Source organism: Paenibacillus violae, from assembly GCF_032461945.1.
Taxonomy (GTDB): Bacteria; Bacillota; Bacilli; order Paenibacillales; family NBRC-103111; genus Paenibacillus_E; species Paenibacillus_E violae.
The window spans coordinates 364,360-384,746 of record NZ_JAWCUD010000004.1; the positions used below are offsets into that span (position 1 = coordinate 364,360).

Annotated in this window: 9 protein-coding genes; all 9 read right to left on the minus strand. The window is 47.0% G+C overall.

Features of this window, described 5'->3' with window-relative positions:
- Window positions 1-10: 10 nt before the first annotated feature.
- The 9 genes from RQP52_RS15605 to RQP52_RS15645 all read right to left on the minus strand — a co-directional run bounded on the left by RQP52_RS15605 (window position 11) and on the right by RQP52_RS15645 (window position 20,349).
- The gene (locus RQP52_RS15605; RefSeq protein WP_315952695.1) at window positions 11-1,903 is read right to left on the minus strand and encodes a substrate-binding domain-containing protein; all 1,893 of its coding nucleotides are present in this window, start codon (window positions 1,901-1,903) and stop codon (window positions 11-13) included.
- A gap of 1 nt (window position 1,904) precedes the next feature.
- Entirely contained in the window at window positions 1,905-3,110 is a 1,206-nt protein-coding gene (locus RQP52_RS15610; RefSeq protein WP_315952696.1) for a response regulator transcription factor, read from the minus strand.
- Window positions 3,111-3,120: 10 nt separating this feature from the next.
- On the minus strand, window positions 3,121-4,905 hold the full coding sequence (locus RQP52_RS15615; protein ID WP_315952697.1) for a sensor histidine kinase: 1,785 nt from the start codon (window positions 4,903-4,905) through the stop codon (window positions 3,121-3,123).
- A 37-nt stretch (window positions 4,906-4,942) separates the two neighbouring features.
- The gene (yjfF, locus tag RQP52_RS15620; protein ID WP_127450416.1) at window positions 4,943-5,971 is read right to left on the minus strand and encodes a galactofuranose ABC transporter, permease protein YjfF; all 1,029 of its coding nucleotides are present in this window, start codon (window positions 5,969-5,971) and stop codon (window positions 4,943-4,945) included.
- Window positions 5,955-6,995, minus strand: a complete 1,041-nt coding sequence (locus RQP52_RS15625) for an ABC transporter permease (RefSeq protein ID WP_315952698.1) — start codon at window positions 6,993-6,995, stop codon at window positions 5,955-5,957. Before RQP52_RS15625 ends, yjfF begins: the two co-directional genes overlap by 17 nt.
- On the minus strand, window positions 6,967-8,502 hold the full coding sequence (locus tag RQP52_RS15630; RefSeq protein WP_315952699.1) for a sugar ABC transporter ATP-binding protein: 1,536 nt from the start codon (window positions 8,500-8,502) through the stop codon (window positions 6,967-6,969). The genes RQP52_RS15625 and RQP52_RS15630 overlap by 29 nt, the downstream gene beginning before the upstream one ends.
- An 84-nt stretch (window positions 8,503-8,586) precedes the next feature.
- Window positions 8,587-9,618, minus strand: coding sequence for an ABC transporter substrate-binding protein (locus RQP52_RS15635; protein WP_315952700.1), 1,032 nt, complete (start codon window positions 9,616-9,618; stop codon window positions 8,587-8,589).
- A gap of 501 nt (window positions 9,619-10,119) precedes the next feature.
- Window positions 10,120-15,798, minus strand: a complete 5,679-nt coding sequence (locus RQP52_RS15640; protein ID WP_315952701.1) for a family 43 glycosylhydrolase — start codon at window positions 15,796-15,798, stop codon at window positions 10,120-10,122.
- Window positions 15,799-16,008: 210 nt separating this feature from the next.
- A complete protein-coding gene (locus RQP52_RS15645; protein ID WP_315952702.1) occupies window positions 16,009-20,349 on the minus strand; it encodes a family 16 glycoside hydrolase in 4,341 nt (1,446 codons plus the stop codon).
- Between the last annotated feature and the right edge of the window lie 38 nt (window positions 20,350-20,387).

The window sequence follows — 20,387 nt, forward strand, 5'->3', positions numbered from 1 at the left end:
CCGTCTTCCCTTAATATTTTCGTGTAGTAACATCCCGTTTAGCCGTTTCCTGAGAGAAAATACTTTCCGCTGTAATAATATTCACCGGAATTTCCTTGCCTGCGACGAGATCTTTAGCCGCTTTGATGATTTGTGGCCCCAGCAAGGGGTTGCACTCCACGGACATGTTCAGCTTCCCGGCAAGCATAGCTTGAAAGGCAAGCTTCGTTGCATCCACGGAAATGACAATGATGTCTTTACCTGGCTTTAAGCCCGTCTGTTCAATCGCTTTAATCGCGCCAAGCGCCATATCATCATTATGTGCAAAAACAACTTGCGGTATCTTCCCCTGTTGAAGCACTTTCCTCATTAACTGCTGACCGCTTTCCGTCGTGAAATCCCCGACTTCCGAAGCGATCACACGAAATCCGTCATGCTGAGTGAGCACCTCTTCAAAGCCTTGTCTACGCTCAATGGCAGGTGCGGACCCTGCAGTTCCTTGAAGTTCTACAATCTGGGTTTCCCCGGACACAGGCTTGTGCTCCACAAGCCACCTAGCCGCTCGCCGTCCCTCTTCAACAAAGTCCGAACCTATGAACGTCGTCCATAAGGAGTCATCCTCCAGCTTCACTTTTCGATCCGTCAAAATGACCGGTATGCCCGCAGCCTTGGCTTCCGCCAAGACATCGTCCCAGCCGGACTCCACAATCGGCGTGAAGGCAATAACGTCCACCCTCTGCTGAATAAAACTCCGAATAATCTCGATTTGCTTGTCTTGGCTGCCCTCGGCATTTTGCATAATAAGGTCGATGCCGAGATCTTGAGCCGCCGCATTCTTAATAGATTCGGTGTTGGCTGCCCGCCAGCTGCTTTCAGAACCTACAACCGCTACGCCTAACTTCATTTTTTTCGGGTTCACACTCATACGAGAAGCAACCTGTTTCAAGCTAGGGTCACTGGCTGCCCCCAGCTCTCTGGTATTTTTTTGCGTGATAACATGACTTGGTAAAATGATCTTCTTGGGAATGACCTTCTCACGGTTCAGAATATCGAGTGCGTATTGAATCGACTCTCTGCCCCCTGTCGGACTAGTAACCGTCCCGCTAAGAACGCCTTGTTTGACTAAATCAAATCCTCCATTTACCGTATCCAATCCATCAATACCGATGATTTGCACATTGCTCAAACCTAAGGCATCAATCGCGCGAGATGCGCCCAGCGCCATGGCATCACTATGCGCAAATACGAGCTTAATCCCGGGAGAACTTGGTAAAATACGCTTCAACTCGTCTTCTGTCCGATCCCGCTGCCAGTCCCCGACGATGACTTTATCCACCTGAATCGATGGTGATTGCGACAAGTAATCTCGAAACCCACGGCTCGTTTCTTCAACGGATCTGGAACTGACGGCTCCTTTGATCTCCACAACATCGGCTGAAGCGCCCCCCAGTAAGTCAGCAGCTAACTTACCCGATTTTTTGCCAATCGACAGATTATCCGACCCGATAAAAAGCGAATAATCATAGCCGGTAACGCCTCGCCCAAGGACAATGACAGGAATCTCCTTATAGACCTCCGTCACGATCGGCGTCAGTTTCTCGGAGTCATTCAGCGATATAATGAGCAGATCGATGCCATACTTCATCAGCTTCTGGACATCGTGAACCTGCTTCTCACTATTTTCAGCAGCATCGGTAAAAATAAGCTTAACGTTCTTGTGCTTTTCGGCTTCTTTCCGTATTTCATTGTTCATCAGCAGCTGCCGGGGTTCATTCAAGTTCGGTTGACTAATGCCAATTAAAAAATCAGGTTCATCTTTTACCGCTTTAAGGTGCAAGAGGCTTGCGACGAGCATGACCACAACCAGGCCAATCAAGCTAAAGATAAGCAGCCAAATGTAACCTTTTTTTGAGGGAACCTTCATCCTAGTAGTCTCCACGCTTTCTATATTCCAGTGGCGATACGCCTGTCATTTTTTTGAAGGTATGGCTGAAATAATGCTGCGATTGGTAGCCGACTTTTTTCGCAATTTCATACATTTTGGAAGTCGGATCATTCAAATATTGAATGGCTTTTTTGATCCGAATATCGGTAAGACAATCTACAAATGATTTGCCCAAATCTCTTTTTAACAATTTACTCAAGTACGTGGCATTGACATTCATCTGTTCGGCCACTTCGGATAAGGACAAATCTTCTTTATAATAATAGGTTTCCAAATATTTCTTCGTCATCATAACAATAGGAGTCAAAGCGCTTTCACGAATCAGTTCCTGATTCATCTCTTCATAATGTTTTGGCACTTGTTCAAGCTGTTCTACAACCGAATGCGTAAGCAGCATGCTGACTCCCAAATAGGTCATGACCACACGTTCAAACTCTTGATAGACAGCTCGTATACTGTTAAGATCTGAAATTTGTGTAAGGGCAGCAATTCGGCCTTTTTCAGCGCTAAACACCGTGGAGATCGGCAGCTGCGGAAGCATTTCGCTTAAAATATTTTTGATGGCAAACTCAAGCAATGACGGGTCCCAAATTTTGCTCGGGGCATTCGCTGTCACTTTGCCGAGCGGCTTCAGAAGCAGCATGCTGATTTTCCCATGGAACTGCGGTTGAAAAAACAGCCATTCTTCCTCAAACTGCTCCTTCGTTAATTTCCCGGTAATCCATTTGCTAAAAAACTCTTCCCGCATCGTCTCCGCATTGAACTCCAATTTATGGTTCATCCATTGCGTATGCTTTTGCTCCACTCTATCTTTCATCAGCACTTCGAGCGCCTTGTTTACGGCTGAGCTAAGCTCCGTTTTTTGCACAGGTTTTAGCAAATAATCAAAGGCATTGAGACGGACAGCTTGCTGGGCGTAAGCAAATTCATCATGACCAGAAATGACGATCACCAGGCAATTCGGATTTTGATCATGCAATTTTTCAATCAATTCAAGGCCATTCATGAAGGGCATATTAATATCCACAAACATCAGATCAGGACAAGCTGAAGCCGCGATTTCGAGCGCTTCTTTCCCATTTTCAGCTTCTGCAACAACCTCAATGCCCATATCTGCCCATGGAAGCGTTTTACATAAACCGTTTCGAATGCGTGGTTCATCGTCTGCAATCATAAGTTTCCACATATTCGTCACCTCATCCTGTCTTTTTCACTGCTTGCACCATTGGATGCTTGATTTCGACTGTTGTACCTTTGCCAAGGGCACTATAGATCTGAATCCCGTAAGCGGTACCATAAGTGAGCTGAATACGCTCATTCACATTGAACAAGCCGATTCCGTACTGATCTTCGCGCATTTTCTCCCCACGTAAAATTTGATTAATTTCCTCCAGTTTTTCCGGAGGTATGCCAGCTCCATCATCTGTGATTCGAAAACAAATCAGATCCGACTCCAGCTCAGCACAAATACTGATTTTCCCCTTGCCTGTTCTTGCCTTGATGCCATGATAAATCGCGTTTTCAATTAAAGGCTGCAAAATAAGTTTAAGGACCTGATAGCTGTACAAATGTTCCGGAATATCGAATTTAAAATCTAATTTATCCATATAGCGGGACATTTGAATAATCATATAGCTCTCGGCGTGCTTAACCTCATCCCGTACTGGAATCCACTCGTTTCCACGATTCAATCCGATTCGGAATAGATTCGTAAGCGCTCCGATTACTTCAATAATATCGTCGGCTTCATATTCTTGCGCCATCCACTGGATGGTATCCAGCGTGTTATATAGGAAATGCGGTTTGATCTGGGCTTGAAGAACCTGCAGCTCAGCTTCCCGCTTTTTTTTCTGCTCCACGTAGACCACATTAATTAAATTATTAATTTCTTCCAGCATATGATTAAAGCTGTTGCCCAGCTGTCCGATCTCATCATTGGTCTCGGAGACGAAACGTTGATTGAGCTCACCGTTCTTCACATGACTCATCAAACTCATCAGCTTACGGATGGGACGGATCAATGTACCGGTAAAGTAAGCGGACAACAAAGACGCCAAAACAATCGTTATGAAGGTAACGATGAGTGTATATAGCTGAATATCTGTGATAACTCTCTGGTAATCGTCATTCGGAATAACCCCAATGAATCTCCACTTATTCGTTGCGGAATCATTGAACAAAATGCGATAATCGTGCCCTTTAATCTGCTGCGTTAAACTTCCTTGCGAACCGTCCGGCAGCCATTTGCTTTGAATGCGGTATACGATATCGTTGGTTGGCGCATACACAATATTGCCTTTGTGATCCAAGATGTACATAAAACCGGATTTGCCGAGCTTCACATTTTCAAAGATGGATTTAATCATATCCATTCTTAAATCCATAAGAACGACCCCCAGCACTTCTTCCGTTTGGGGATCCACTACTGCATGTACGAGCGATAATACATCGTAGGAACTGTAATTTTGGGACGTCGAAACGTTACGCCCTATCGGATTACTAATGATCATCGTATCATTAGGTGCTTTTAGCGCATCCTGAAACCAGCTTTCCTCGACCAATGAATCGCGCGTAATGCGAAACATATCATGCGATGTAAATGCCCCGCTTTTATTAACTAACATAATGCCCATGATTTCTTTGTTGCGCTCTGTGTACATGGACAACGTCTTGTCAATCCGTGCAACCTCGTCTTTAGAAGGTTCTTGCCCTTTCATTTGCATAAACTTCTCGACTTCCGGATCCTGGCTTATGTAGTGTTGAACATCCTTCAGATGCTCGATATAATAATCCACATTGCTTTCAACCTGATGAATCATCTGCAGCGTACTTTGGTCCGCTTGATTCTCGGAGTAACTGCTGTATGTTCGAATGCCCCAAAAGCTGAGCGTAAGAATAGAAATAAGAATAATTAAGAGAAAGATGCAGTTTAGCTTAAAACGTATGCTGCGGTCGTGCCACCAACGAAGATATGCTCTCACTGCGATCCTCCTCTTAATTGATATGGTTCTTATAATATCACAACTGAACTACGTTTTGGACGGTACTTTTCGTTTTTTTCGGGTTATGCGGATTCCGCTTTCTTTCCCTTCTCGATACGATGGCCCGCTGCAGGGCGATGAAGGCAAACAAGAGAAAACCGATCACGATTTTCGTCCACCAGGAGCTTAAAGACCCTTGAAACATAATCATCGTTTGAATAACGCCAGCGCTCAAAACACCAAGCATTGGACCCACGAAATAACCAAATCCGCCCGTTAACAAGATGCCTCCAATGACACAAGCCGCAATTGCGTCCATCTCGCCTCCCATTAAATGAAGGCCATAACCGGACAGCATGTAGAAGGTAAACACGATTCCGCTTAATGCCGAGCAAAATCCGCTAAGCGTATACACCGCTAATTTGGTCACATACACAGGAAGACCCATTAATTCCGCAGATTTCTCATTCCCGCCAATTGCATAAACATTTCTGCCAAACGCCGTATATCTTGAAACGTAGACAGCTGCAGCGACGGTGACTAACGCGACAACAACCCCGATGGAGATGGACCCATCCCCTGGCAAAGGAATTCTGAAGTTGGAAATGGCGCTGTAAATGGGATTATCAATCACAATGCTCTCGGGACTGATCAAAAAGCACGTGCCACGTGCCAAGAACATGCCGCCGAGCGTGACAATCCACGGATGAATATGGAAGCGGCAAATCAGATAACCTTGCAATAATCCAAATATGGTGCCTAACAGCAATACGCTTGGCATAACAACGAATGGATGAATGCCCGCTCTTAGCATAACGGCGGAAAGTACACTGACCAAAGCAATCAATGACGCAACGGAAAGATCAATACCGCCTGTTACAATGACAAAAGCAAGGCCCGTCGCAACAATAATCAGAAACGCGTTATCAACGAACAAATTTAAAAAGACTTGCATGGAGAAAAAGCTGTCAAACATCGCGGAGCCTGTTCCATATAACGAAATGAACAATAGAATCGTGGCAAGAATGGTGATGTTGGAGGATGTAATTTTAAGCGGCATTTTCATGAACAAGCACCTTCTTTCCCGGTTTTCTGCTAAACGTACGACCGAACATACTTCTCAATACGTCAGATTGGACTAAGCTGACAAGAATAATAACGACGGCTTTGACAACCATAACCGACTCCGATGGGACGCCTAACGTGTAAATCGTCGTCGTTAAGGTTTGAATGAATAGTGCGCCTAACACGGTGCCGCCTAAGTAGAAACGCCCGCCTCGCATGGAGGTACCGCCGATAACAACGGCCAGGATCGCATCGAGCTCGAACCATAACCCGGCATTGTTAGAATCTGCACCTGTAATGTTGGAGCTGACGATGATGCCGGCAAGGGCTGCACAAAAGCCGCAAATTACATAGACAGACATCATAATACGTGTAGAATTAATGCCGGCAAATTCACTGGAAACGCGGTTGGACCCAACGGATTCCAGGAACAACCCAAACGCCGTTTTCCGTGTAATGACATGTAAAACAACAAAAACAACGACAGCCAAAATAACGGCAAAAGGTAAACCGAGCAAATAGCCTCCTCCTACAAAGCGGTAAGCTTTATCGGAGATCGTAATAATCTTTCCGCCGGAGATCAGCTGTGCGATGCCTCGACCTACGGTTAACAAGATCAGTGTGGCGATCATCGGTTGGATTTTCAACTTCGCTACGAGCAAGCCATTCCAGTACCCGCACAGTACGCCTATTCCCAAACCTGCCAATAAGGCTAAAGCGAACGGAACATGTTTCTGCAATAGAAATGCTGCCAAGGAAGCGGCAATCGCCAGCACGGAACCTACCGAGATATCGATTCCTTCTTTGGCAATAACCAGCGTCATGCCCAGCGCTATGATAAGGATTGGTGTTCCTCTGTTTAAAATATCAATCAAACTTCCAAATAAGTGCCCGTCTTGTATCCGAATGTTGAAAAAACCAGGAGTAAACAGGGCATTAAATAATAAAATTACCGCGATCCCTAGTGAGGGCCAAAACAATTTGGAGCGAATCGCATTATGAAACATGCTCTTTAGCGGCGTCATTTTTATACCCTCCCTCTGCAATCATCTGCATAATTCGTTGTTCACCGATTTCGTTCCCGCTCAACTCACCGATGATCTGGCGATCGCGCAATACCAGAATGCGGTCACAGCAGCCAACCATCTCTTCCCATTCCGATGTGATCATCAAAATGGTCATTCCCTCCGCTGCAAGCGATAAAATTAATTTGCGAATTTCCGCTTTGGAGCCTACGTCAATCCCGCGAGTTGGCTCATCTAAGATAAGGAGCTTCGGTTCTGTCGCTAACCATCTCGCTAATATCGCCTTCTGCTGATTCCCTCCGCTAAGCTGATCAATTCTTTGCTCCATGCTGGAAGCCTTGATGCTAAGCAGCTTCATATAATATTCTGCGATTTCTTGCTGCTTGCGAAGCGATAAATTATGCAAGATTCCGCGTTTGGCTTGCAGCGCAAGCACAATATTTTCCCGAACCGTCAATTCCCCAATAATGCCTTCAACCTTACGTTCTTCCGGACAAAATGCTAAACCGTATTCGATCGCTTTCTTAGGAAACATGGTGCGGATCTTATCATTATCGATTGTCATAGCACCTTCATCCGCCTTATCGATGCCAAAAATCAACTTTGCGATTTCCGTGCGCCCTGATCCAAGCAAACCTGCAAGTCCTAAAACCTCTCCTTTGCGAACCGTTATATCAAATGGCTCCATGGAACCTCGACGTCCTAATTGTTTGGCTGACACCCACACCTCGCCTTTTTTCATTCCGACAATCTTGCTTTGCTGTTCTTCATCCGTCCATTCACGGCCAATCATCTTGGAGATCAGGTTAATTCTCGGCAATTCCTCGGTTAAGTACTCGCCTACCAGCTCGCCGTTTCTCAGCACCGTAATGCGATCGGATACCTCATAGACTTGATCCATGAAGTGAGTAACGAAGACGATCGCCATCCCCTCGTCCTTCAGTTTCCTCATAATTCGGAAAAGTTCCTTGACTTCTTGCTGATCCAAACTGGACGTCGGTTCATCCAGAATAAGCAGCCCGGAAGAAATATCGACCGCTCGTGCAATCGCCACCATCTGCTGAATCGCTACGGAGAACTCGGAAAGCGGCTTCGTTACGTCGAGCTGGATGCTCAATCGCTCCAGAAGTTCCTCCGCCTTATGGTTCAAGGTGTGCCAATCGATGCTTCCTCCGCGCTTACGTGGTTGACGGCCGATGAACAAATTCTCCGAAACGGATAAATTCGGACAGAGATTCACTTCTTGGTAAACCGTACTGATGCCTAAAGCCTGCGCATCCTTTGGAGATTTGATGTGCACTACCTGGCCGTTCAAGGTAACGATGCCTTGGTCCATCTCATGCACACCTGTCAAAACTTTAATCAAGGTGGATTTCCCTGCGCCATTCTGTCCCATCAAAGCATGAATTTCTCCTCTTTTAAGCTGAAAATCCACATTCGTTAAAGCTTTGACACCAGGGAAAAATTTACTAACGCCAGTCATCGTTAATACGGGTTGCTGCTGCATTCCTCTCCACTCCTTTATTCATCTTGGATGAACGAAATCAAGAGCTCCGATTGACTCTTGATTTCGTTTAATTCTCTATTTATCTTAGTACTTACGGTTTGGCAGAGCGTCGATGGCTTTTTGGCCTGTGAACACATCTTCATTGGATTTAATCCATTTCGGAAGCTGTTTTCCTGCTTTCAGGTCTTTTGCCGCTTGGAACAATTGAGGTCCGAGAAGTGGGTTACACTCAACAACCGTATTCAGCTTGCCGGCTTTGACAGCTTCGAAAGCTTCTTTAATACCGTCAATGGATACGATTTTCACGTCTGAACCTGGTTTTTTACCAGCTTCTTCAATCGCTTGAATTGCACCTAGTGCCATGTCGTCGTTATGAGCGTATACGCCTTGAATATCTTTACCTTCAGGGGATTTCAAAATCGCTTCCATCACTTGTTTACCTGTTGCACGGTTGAAATCACCGCTTTGCGATTTCACGATTTTAATGTTCGGGTGTTTTTTCATTTCGTCGTCAAAGCCTTTTTTACGGTCGGTTGCTGCGCTCGCACCAACGGTTCCTTCCAGCTCAACGATATTCCCTTTGTCTCCAAGGTGCTCCGCCATTGCTTTGGCCGCGTTTTGGCCTTCTACGATAAAGTCGGAACCAATGAAGCTTGTGTATAGATCTTCGTTCTTTTTGTCGATGCCACGGTCAACGAGGATAACCGGAATTTTCGCATCCTTCGCTTCTTTCAGAACAGCTTCCCAGCCTGTTTCTACGACAGGAGCCATCGCGATGACATCAACCTTTTGGGCGATAAAAGAGCGAATGGCTTTAATTTGGTTTTCTTGCTTTTGCTGCGCATCAGAGAACTTCAAGTCGATCGTAGGATCAGCTTTCGCTGTGTCTTGGATGGATTGCGTTTCCGCACCGCGCCAGCCGCTCTCCGCACCGATTTGGGAGAAACCAACGGTAACTTTGCCATCTCCTGCTTTAGCTGCTTCTGCCGCCTTTGTAGCTTGAGGCGCTGTTGTAGCGGATGTCGTTTCTGTTGTTTTAGCCCCGCAGCCTGCGACCAATGACATTAATACCGTTGCTGTTACAAGTGCCCCCATGACTCTTTTTCTTTGTACCATTTGTGTTCCTCCTCGAAATAATTATTTACAACCTTAGTGTAATATTTAACCAGGTAAAGGTCTTTACACGTAAAAGTCATTTTTTGCTTTATTCCGTCATACCGGATGAAAACAGCGGAAAAAGGATTCAACTGCCAGGCAGCAGCGGAAGCTGGCGAATTGAACGGAGAGGTGAGGGGCAACAACGGAGCACCACAACGAGCGGACCACAGTTCCCAAGCACGTTGCCTGGCCTCCATCACCCGCTAAACGGAACTACAGGGCGCTATTCCGGCTAAAACAGGCAGATTTAGCGTTGGAGGGGAACTACAGGACCTTATTCGCTCGATGGAGGCAGTACTTCACTCAATAATGGCGAAATAACGGCCCGTAGTTCCCACTGCCGCATCAATTGGCTTTATTTCGCCAAATTAGCGGACCACAGTTCCCCAGCATGTTGCCCAGCCTCCCCTCACCAGCTAAACACAAAAAATCCGGCCAAATGAATGGCCGGACAGTTGTTTATTGCATGATCGCTCTTGCAACAATGACAAGATCTGCGATATCGACTTTGGTATCCATGTTGACGTCTGCTTTCTTCCCTACCGTGTCCCAATCCGCATCGCCTTGCTTCTTGCCATACGCTGCCGCAACGATCGCTAAATCGCCTACGCTAAAGCCTCCCGAATTAAGGTCGGCATTAATTTTCTTCGCTTCAAAAGCAGTAACTGCCTCTGCCAGCATGTTACTGGCCGCAATCAGCTGCTCCTCTGTTGAAGCACCATTGCCTGCAACAAGCGCTGCTTGATCGATGGCTGCTTGCAAGGCCGCTTTGGCGCCTGCCGCATAGTAGCCATCTTGCGCGTCTTCAACGGCTTGATCATGCTTCGTTTGGGCTGAAGCAATCGCTGCCAAGAGAGCTGCTCTATTCCCCGTTGGGTTTGCCGGCTCCTTAAGTTCGAGAATAAGCCTGTCGACCTCGGCAAAGTTCGTCTTTTTAGTCAACTTAATCGTGTTTAATCCTTGATTCAACGTTATCGTTATGGAAGACGGATTGTAACGTCCCCAGCCGAATTGTTTGTAATCAATCACTTGATTAGCGCCATTGTTGACAGAAACATCGTGCTGGGAAATGACAGTGCCTCCCGTTCCGTTAGAAGCCATAACCGTCATGGCATATGTACCCGCTTCTTCTACGTTGACGTTAAATAAGATATAGTCGGTGCCAGCCGTGTCCACATAACCGACCACTTTGCCGCCGGAAGCGTCGTCCGAACTGTTGACTCTTGCATTTCCGCCGAGATCAGCGTCCTCTGCCTCATAGCTGTACAGGGAGACAGACGGCGTGCCGGATGGTTCTTGAACCAATGCGCCATATGCCACCGGTGTTCCAAAGTTTGGCGTACCATCCTGGTTCCAAGTGAATTTTTGCGCGCGAACGGTGCGATTGCCCCAGCTTCCGCCGGATTTAAGATCAGCGTGGTACACGATCCAATCTTCCGTACCATCCGGGGACTTGGTGAAACTGTTATGTCCCGGTCCGAAGGCACCCGGAGCTTTGCTGAACACAGGACCGGACTTCGTCCAAGAAGCAGGATTCAGTACATCACCATCCGTATTCGTCAACATGCCCAGCGTATAATCATCCGTCCAACTGCCGCTTGCCGAATAGACGATAAAAATTTTATCATCTTTCATCAAAACTTCCGGAGCTTCATTAATGCTAGGCGGCGTGCCTTTCAGCTCCCAAGCTTGATCAGGCGTAGACACCCGAACTCTAGGTCCGCTAATTGTCCAAGGATTGCTCATTGGAGCGATATATAAATTTTGACTAACATTGGTGTCGCCTTCCCAAGCAGACCATACGAAATACATGGAGTTGTCGCTTTTCGTTAGGACCGTGCCGTCAATAGCCCATTTGTCTGTGGCATCTGCAATCTTTCCTTTCATCGTATAAGTTCCTTGCGCGTCTTGCGAATCGCCTTCAATCACATACATTCGGTGATTATTATTGTTCCCATCATCCGCTGCGAAATAGATGTACCATTTTCCACTCAAATACTGAATTTCAGGCGCCCATAGTTCCTTCGAATACATTTGTCCGGCAGGAGGTGTATAGACCGTTACGCGAGGCGCGATTCCAATATCTTGCAGGCGTTTGGTTTTCGCCACCTGAATTGAACCGTCATTCTCCGATTTTACATAATAATAGTAGCCATCCTTAAATACAACGCTCGGATCTGCCGAACCCGCACCGCTGGAGACAGGTACGATCGGGTTTTTGAACATGCCGCTATCCGTAACCGTCACCACGGCTGAAGCGCTAACGCCCCCCGCTGCCGTAACCGTAATGGTCGCTGTTCCTTTGTTAATCCCTTTCACGTATCCGTTGTTGTCAACTCTCACCGTACCTGTGTGGCTGGAGCTCCACGTCAACTGTTGGCTAGAAGCGTCTTCAGGCGCAATCGTAGCTGTCAGTTTTTTCGTTTCGTCCACTTTTACAGTCAATGTTGCTGCATCCAAAGTAACAGACTGCACACTTTTACCTGAATAAACAGGTGTTAAGGCTTGTTTGATTAAATTCGCGTGCGACCATTTCACATGTAAGCTTGCGTCGCCGGTTGCATGCACATACTCGACCTTAACCGGGTATTGTTGGCCGGCTGTTAAAGTAATCGTTCCGGTTTTTTCTTCTCTTGTACCGCTTGTTTTATTAACGACCAGTGTCTCACCAATCCACACTCTAGCAATGTTGTCGCTATCAACGTAGATCGTATGCGTTCCGGTATTCTCAGGCTGCACAGTCCCCATCCATCTAGTTGAGAAATGGTCTTCGCCAATGCCTACGGTTGGATCGGAAGATCCTGTGCCCTTCTCATCCCCAAGGTCAAAATCAATTTTGGGCGTGATAGAAGATTTGGCTAACGATGTGAATTGATCATCTTTGTAATAGTTCACGTTGAATAAGGGCAGCGTGTCGAAAGCAGCACCTGTCAGCGCCTTAATATCATTGACATCCCAAGGATGTCCATCCGGATACGCAATTCCATGGAAAGGCATCGTCGGCTCCGATGTCATCGGATTCGTATCGGATCCCCAAGGGAACCGTGTGTTATCCCGGCCAATACCGAACTCCCACATAACGTAGCCAATGCCTTTATTCCCATAGTGTTCCACGATGCCCGGAACGGTTTGTGTCGAACGGTTCATGGCTTCATCCGCAAGAATTCCCTTGCTGACCCCGTAAGGAGTTGGGTAATCCGCTTCATAGGGATGCCAAGTAATGAAGTCCGAAGTAGCTTCACCGCTAAATTGGCCGGCTGTTGAAGACACCGGGTGCACGGTATCAATTTCTTTGATCCAAATCCGCGCATCGTTCATAATCTGCTTCGTGATTTGGTCCATAAGACCGGTCTCGCCATTGCTTGGTTCATTATAAATGTTCCAGAAAGCAATTCTCGGATCGTTTTTATGCGCTGTTACGATACCTTGTACATACTCCTTCAAATCTTGCTTGTTAGCCTCATAGTTCGCTTTCACCGCATCACCCGGGCCTTCCACCCAACGGCTGTTATGAGCACCGTATCTAGGTGCCAACTGAGGCCCCATGACCGGATAGTCATCCCAACAATCGTCGAACAAGGCAAGCTCGACCTTGATGCCGTGTTTGTCGGCAAGTGCCAAGAAATCTTCCAGATTGGCAAGCAGCTTGGCGCTGTTATCTTTCCACAACAAGTTATGCACGAATACCCGTACAAAGTTGATACCATACATTTGCGCATATCCTAATTCACGATCATTGATATCATGATCGTACTCATTCCATTGTTGAATCTGGTTCACCACATTCGTTGGCACGAAAACCGCGCCTTTTACCCAAGACCAATCATAGGTCGGCAGTTGAACCTCGCCCAAGTCTTTGACAAATAGATTGTCATAGCTGGTCGCAACATAGTGCGCTCTGACACCGATAGCTCCCGTCGTATAGGAGGTATCTACCGCACTTACGATATGCTCACCATCGATATAAATATCGATATGGCTGCCTACTGCCGTCACCTTCATATGGTAGGCTCTATTTTGCTGGATCGGATACAAAATGGAGGCAAGCTCTTTCCAATTGTTGTTGAATTTGCCCAATTGAACGCGGCCATTCGAAGTGATTCCTGCATAATAGCCTTTCAAGTTATCTCCGCCATTGCTAGGGTCTGTAACGCGGAAGATTAAACCTGCATTGTCGTTATTAACGCCGTCTTTCATTGTGATATCAGCTTCGTATTCAAAGTTGCTGAACGAAGTGCCATCCGCTACGGATTTGTAGCCAGGACCTTTATCCGTTACTTGATAGGCCTTCCCGGATACATTCCACGTGCCTTGGTACGTCTTCCAGCCGTTCGCATTATCATCGTTGAAGTCATCCGAGAAAGTACGGCTGACTAGCGTAAATGTAGCGCTTTGCACCGCTGAATCGAGCATCCCGCTTTTGGTCGCATAAGCTTTCACCGTCGTAGTTGCCGTCAAAGTGATAGGTCCACTATAAACAGGCGATGATGCTGTAGGGAAACTGCCATCTAAAGTAAAGTGGATATCGGCACCTGCTGTCGAGCTCGTCAATGTGACGATTTGCGTATTAGGGAACGTGCCCGATGCCGGACTAATGACCGGCGCTGCAACCGGCAGCACAACCGCCGTCAAACGCTGCAAAGAGACATTGTCATAAGTAACCGCTTTATCATCGTTCCAAGCTCTAAGCCCAACGGTACCTGATGCGTACGTTGCATCTGTAAAATAAAATGCAAGTTTATCATTCACATAGATGTAAAAATGCGTCCCAATCCCAATCACTTTCAGATGATTATAGGCATTCGGGTTGACACCGCTCACAACCGTTGACGCGATTTCCGTCCAGGTGCCAGACGCACCCGCTGTGCTCATTTTGCCGACTTGAAGCTTTCCAGCAGCGTTCATACCAGCGTAATACGCATTAACTTTATCTACGCCGTCAGCTGGCTCCGTCGCTCGGAAAATGACTCCGCTATTATTAGCGATCGCATCCTGCGGATTCACATCCACTTCAAACACAAAATTTTGATAAACCGCATCCACGACTGACTTTGCACCTCTTGGATTCATAGCCTTATAGCTGTAAACGCCTTGCGTTACAGACCAGGATGTCGGAGTACCAACTGCCGCACCCATATAATTCGTCCAGCCGTCTGCAGCGCCATCACTGAAATCATCCGCGAAAACTTGCTCGCTCTGCGCAATGATATACGAGGCTGTCACTACATCCGAGACCATTTCCCCTGCTTTTTCAGCATAGGCTTTAAGAATCGTATCCGATGTTATCCCGATAGGCGACGTGTAGATGGGAGAAGTCGCATTCGGCAGCGTGCCATCAAGCGTGTACCGAATCGTCGCCCCGTCCGTCGCCGAGGTAATGGCAACGTGCTGCGCACTGTCGTAAACCCCGGACGTTACGCTGAACTCAGGCGCAAACGTCGCTGCAGTGCTATACGCTTTGGCTTCAAGATTATCGAAGATCGCCCCACCCCACCATGTTCGAAGGCCAATCGAACCGGAGGACGTAATCTGTTTGCCGTCGTTATCGATAAAATCAATCTTAGGGGTATTCATATCTTCAACGAAGATTTGAATGTGATTGCCTACCGCGACGACTTTCATATGACCGCTCGCATAAGGATACGGTACTTTCTGCAATTCCTTATATTCATTGCCACCCGCCCCGGTTACCCTGGAAAGCATAAGGGTCTTGTCCACACGCAGAGCTGCGAAGTAACCATTATACCCATCCGGTACGTTACCTGTTGGCGTTGTGACCCGGAACAAAAGCCCTGATTGATCATCGTTGATCCCGGACACTTGAAGATCCGCTTCATAAACCAGATCTTTAAAATTTGTGCTTTCATACACCGTCTTTAAGCCAGGTGCGCCAGTTGATTTATACTGCTTGGCTGCATTGACCGTCCAAGTCCCTCTGTTCCCGGCATCCGCCGACCCATAGGTTGTCCAACCATCTGCATTGCCATCGCTGAAATCCTCTCTAAATACCGGCAATGGATCTCCTGCTGCCGCCGAAACCGAGGCAACGGGCAAATACGTGACTGCCATGCATAAAAGCAGCATATACGCCCATACTTGTCGAATCTGTTTGTGTTGAAAAGCAAATACTCTGTTCAAACCAAATCCTCCCCCTTGAATCACCTATGTAACCATGCTGTGGTTATCTTCATCATGACGGATAAAGCACTTTTTGTATTTAGATTATTTGGTTTTCCTTTATACTTTTCAGACAAGAATCCGATTCGGCGCAAACCATCCATCCTATTAAAAGAAAGACGCTCCGCACAGATCCACCTCGTGATCCGTCCGGAACGTCCCCTCTTACACCTATTGCAGAATTTTTTGCGCCATGATCGCTAAATCTTTAATGTCAATTTGATTATCGTTAAACAAATCAAATTGTTTGTATTTCTCCCAGTCCGCATCCTTGGAAGACTTCCCGTAGGCGGCAGCCAATATGCCTAGATCCGCGATGGAATATTTGCCATCTCCATTCGTATCTCCAGGGCTGGCCGTTAGGACTGAATTCAAGAAGCTGTTCAAAGCTTCACGCAATGCCACAATCGCTTGCTCGACTTCACTTTGTGTCGATGCCGTATTGTCAGCGACGGCTTTGGCTTGACTAATCGCAGACCAGAGAGCAGCCTTCGAGCCAGCAGGATAGTTTCCTGGACTTGAGCCTTCGGTTGCGTTTTGATGCTTATCTTGTGCCTGAGCAATCAGATTGTTCAAGGCTGCTTTGTCAACGACAGTAACGATTTGCAAGCTGTGCGTAACACTGTCAAGTTGCGTTTCTACGCCGTTGGCATCAGCTATAACAGCTTTCGTTAACGTGATGTTTGTGCTGCTCGGTTGTGCAATGGATTTGGCTTTCCACTTCAGCTTCAACAAGTGATCATTGATAGTACCTGCTCCCAAATTGACCATAATGATACGTATCTTACCAGGAGTTTGTAATTGATCTACAACCTTAAATCCTTCCTTCAGCTCATCTACGCCTACATATTCCACTAGATTAGGGTCGTAGCTTATGTTCAAATCCTCGGCGTACACACGCTCAGTAACACTTGTGAATCCTAGCTCCACATCAAACGGTTCACTCGCCTGAACTTCGGCAGGTCCCGTCAAAGTCGCAGAAGCTGGAGTAGATGGTTCGGTTACAGTGGCTTGCAGCGGTCTAACGACAATGTAGTCCAGTTCATAGAAACCGGTGCCTTTCATGAATGTGACCGTGTTGGAGCCCTCGTTCAGCTCGACTTTCACAGGGATCGCCATGAACCTGCCCCAATTTTGAGTGCCTTGGAGCTTGAACGACTGTTCCTTACCGTTTACGAGCATTTTACCCGTCGCAGCCGTAAAATCACTGCCATTGGCAAACCAGACATCAACCGTATAAGTACCGGCTGTTGCGGCCTGGACATCACCAAACTTCACGTAACTATCCACGTAGTCAATTTCACCTACATAGCTTTTACCGGATGCATAGTTGTTGTTTGTATTCACTTTCGCTCTGAACAACTCGGCTTGTTCAGCCTCATATTTGATGGAGGCGACGGCATCCGGATTCTCGGTCACTTCAGGGAAGTAACTGACCCGCAAGTTCTCCGCCCCGTATGGAACCAGCGTAATATTCTCCGTCGGCTCTGTCGAAAGCAGCGGGCCGATTGGCGGTTCGGAGGCTTCTACGTTGTTGGCCGATTTGCCCCATGCAGGAACTTTCTTCGCTTTGGCAATCAGCTTGACTGGACTTGTCGCCTGGATGAAAGGATTCTCAGGCATTGGTCCCTGCACAACCTCAATAGATTCTTCCGGATGTTCACGGTCAATCAATAACCCGTAGTTCCATGGTGTTTTGGAAAGCACGCGGAACTGGCTGAACCCAAGCGCTGTGCTATTAAAACCTGGCACGGCCGCAATCGGATTCGATTGTACTTGCCAATCTTCTTCCACTTGAAGAGAGAATACGAGTGGACCGCGTTCGATCCCGACGGAGTTGTTAACCCACGTCGATGTTTTCAACTTCATCGGCACCGTCAGAACAACATGGTCCCCTGCCGCCCATGTTCTGTCGATCGTCAGGTATTCTCCTGCTTTCACAGTCGGCTGAGCTTGGCCGTTTACCGTAACCGTCGGTTGATCCGCCCATGCAGGGATTCTTAACTTGAGTGGAAAACTTACAGATTCAGATGTGTTCACTTCAAACCCGATTTGATCTTCAAACGGGTAGTTCGTTGTTTCTTCTACCGTTACATTGGCATTCTTAATCTTGGTCGAAACGCGGCTTGGCCCGTAAGCAATAACGCCAAGTCCACCATCCTTCGTAGCTGCCCACATATTTTTCACAAAATACGGCCAACCCATATGCATATTAAAACGGCAGCAAGGGAAACCGGAAGTTGGGGAAGGCATCATCCCGTTATCATAGTTTTGTTTGAAGCCATGATCCGCAATATTGCTCTCAACCTGATTAGGCAATGAATAATACTGATGAAGCTTCAAGTCCTTATCCATCGCACCTGGCAATGAATTGAAGGCAATTTTCTCAAGCGCATCACCAATGTGAGGATCCCCGAGAATCATGGCCGCCTCTTCATTACTTTGCATCCGCTCGGTAATCGCACAGAGCTCTACACCCTGCGTAGACGCAATACCGGCCAACATCTCTGTACCGGATGGCATTCCTGTAATTTGCGTATGCTTGGTCAAATTCTCAACGCCTGCCTGGAACGCATCACGATCCACATTGTCATGTGATCTTTGATAATAAATCGCCGGCATTTTAATCGCTTCATTCACGTTAACCGAATGAGTCGGTTGGAAGTCATTGCCGAAATTCTGGAAACCGTCATTCGTAAACGTATCCGTGATAGGATACCCTTGTCCGGCCAGTGTATCAGCCAACTGAAATAAGAAAGCGTCATCCGTCCGGTTGTACAACCAAAGCACAGTATCAATATTATCGCCTACACGCACCTTGCCCCAGTCTCTGAGTGGTCGAGCAGGTAATTGAGCGGCTTGGTAGTGGAAATAGTTCGTCATGAACGTAAGCACACGAGCATCATTCGTAGCTTCATAGTAGTCCTTCATGACATAGAGCGCGACCATGCGTGGCCACCAATCATCGCTGCTTTTGGGACCAAAGGAACCGTCCGCTTGCTGGCTCGCCAAGATGGCTTCAATCCATTTTTGCGATTTGGCAATTAAGTTCGGATCTTTCAACGTGTAAGCCAGAGGGACTAGTCCTTTCAAATAATACACGGGACGCTCCCAATCAGAATCTGGCGCTGTGCCCCCAAGCCATGCAGCGTTCGTACTGAGTTCTCCGTATAAATCCTCTGCATATCCGGTAGCCCCGTCACGTTGAAGTTCAAGCTGCTTCAGGAGCCAGCCTTTGGCTTCAACCGAACCAAGCGGCAGCGGGATAAATGGCGTTTGCACCAGCGGATCCTTATTCGCTACAGGTGAAGTGAATTCTTTGTCCGGCACCACATATTCACTTGCGATGACATTATCGTAGCTTGCCTGCGCACGGTAACTTCTTAAACCGATTCCGCCTTTCGTATATTTCTGCGCACTGTCGTCCGTATAGACGAGGACGGGCTTTTGGGAATCGTTGACATACACTTTAATGTCATTCTGATACGTGACGACCTTCATGTGATAGTAACGGTTCGAATCGATCGTGTCGAACACTTTAACTTGCTTCAACGGTGTCCAGTTATTGTTCATGCGGCCAAGTGTAACCTTGCCATCACCGCTTAAACCCGCGTAGTAGCCCTTCACATTATCTGCCCCGGGTGTTGCGCTTTGTGTCTTGAAGAGCAGCCCTGCATCTCCTGTACCTGTATCGCTCGGCAGTTTAATATCGCTTTCCAGCGTCATATCCTGGAATTCAGCGTCTTGAGCCAGCATTTTGTAACCGTCACCTTTATTAACCGTAATGGCTCCGGATTGCAACTTCCAGCTTCCATCCACCACATTCCAATGCTCAATCGTTTGTTCTGCCGGCGTATCGAAGTTGTCCGATAACAACGTATCGCCTCCCACAGATTTCACTACAATATTGTCGTACGAAGGCATTGAATTGTACATTCTAACGCCAACACTACCTTGTGTGTACGTGCTGTCCGTTTGCTGCAAAACTAACACATCATTGACATATACGTTGATTTGACTGCCTACTGCAGAAACTTTCAAACGATAATCCGTATTCGGATTAATGGTTACATTGGAACGCTTTAATTCCGTCCAATTGTTGCTCATGCGCCCAAGCATGACCGCTCCTGTTCCGGTCGCGCTAAGTCCAGCATAATAACCACGCACATTATCAGCGCCTGGTGTTGCGCTCACGGTTCGGAATAACAGGCCGGCGTCTCCGTTACGATCAGCCACACGAATGTCTGACTCTATCGTAAAGTCACTCATGTCATCCTTGTTGGAGATCGCTTTATAGCCTTGGCCTTTCGCTACCGACAGCCTGCCTGCATCAATGGACCATGGACCTTCAATGGCATTCCATGTATCGTTTATCTTCATTTTATCGAAATGATCAGCAAAATAGCCAGGTATTTTTTCCGCTTCCGCTGCTTGCACCGGATAGGGAGATAACATAGTCAAATATAAAGCAAAAATAAGCAATTGGACGATTACCGTTTTTCCTTTTAACACAGGACACCTCTTTTCCTAAAATAAATCAAACCTTACCC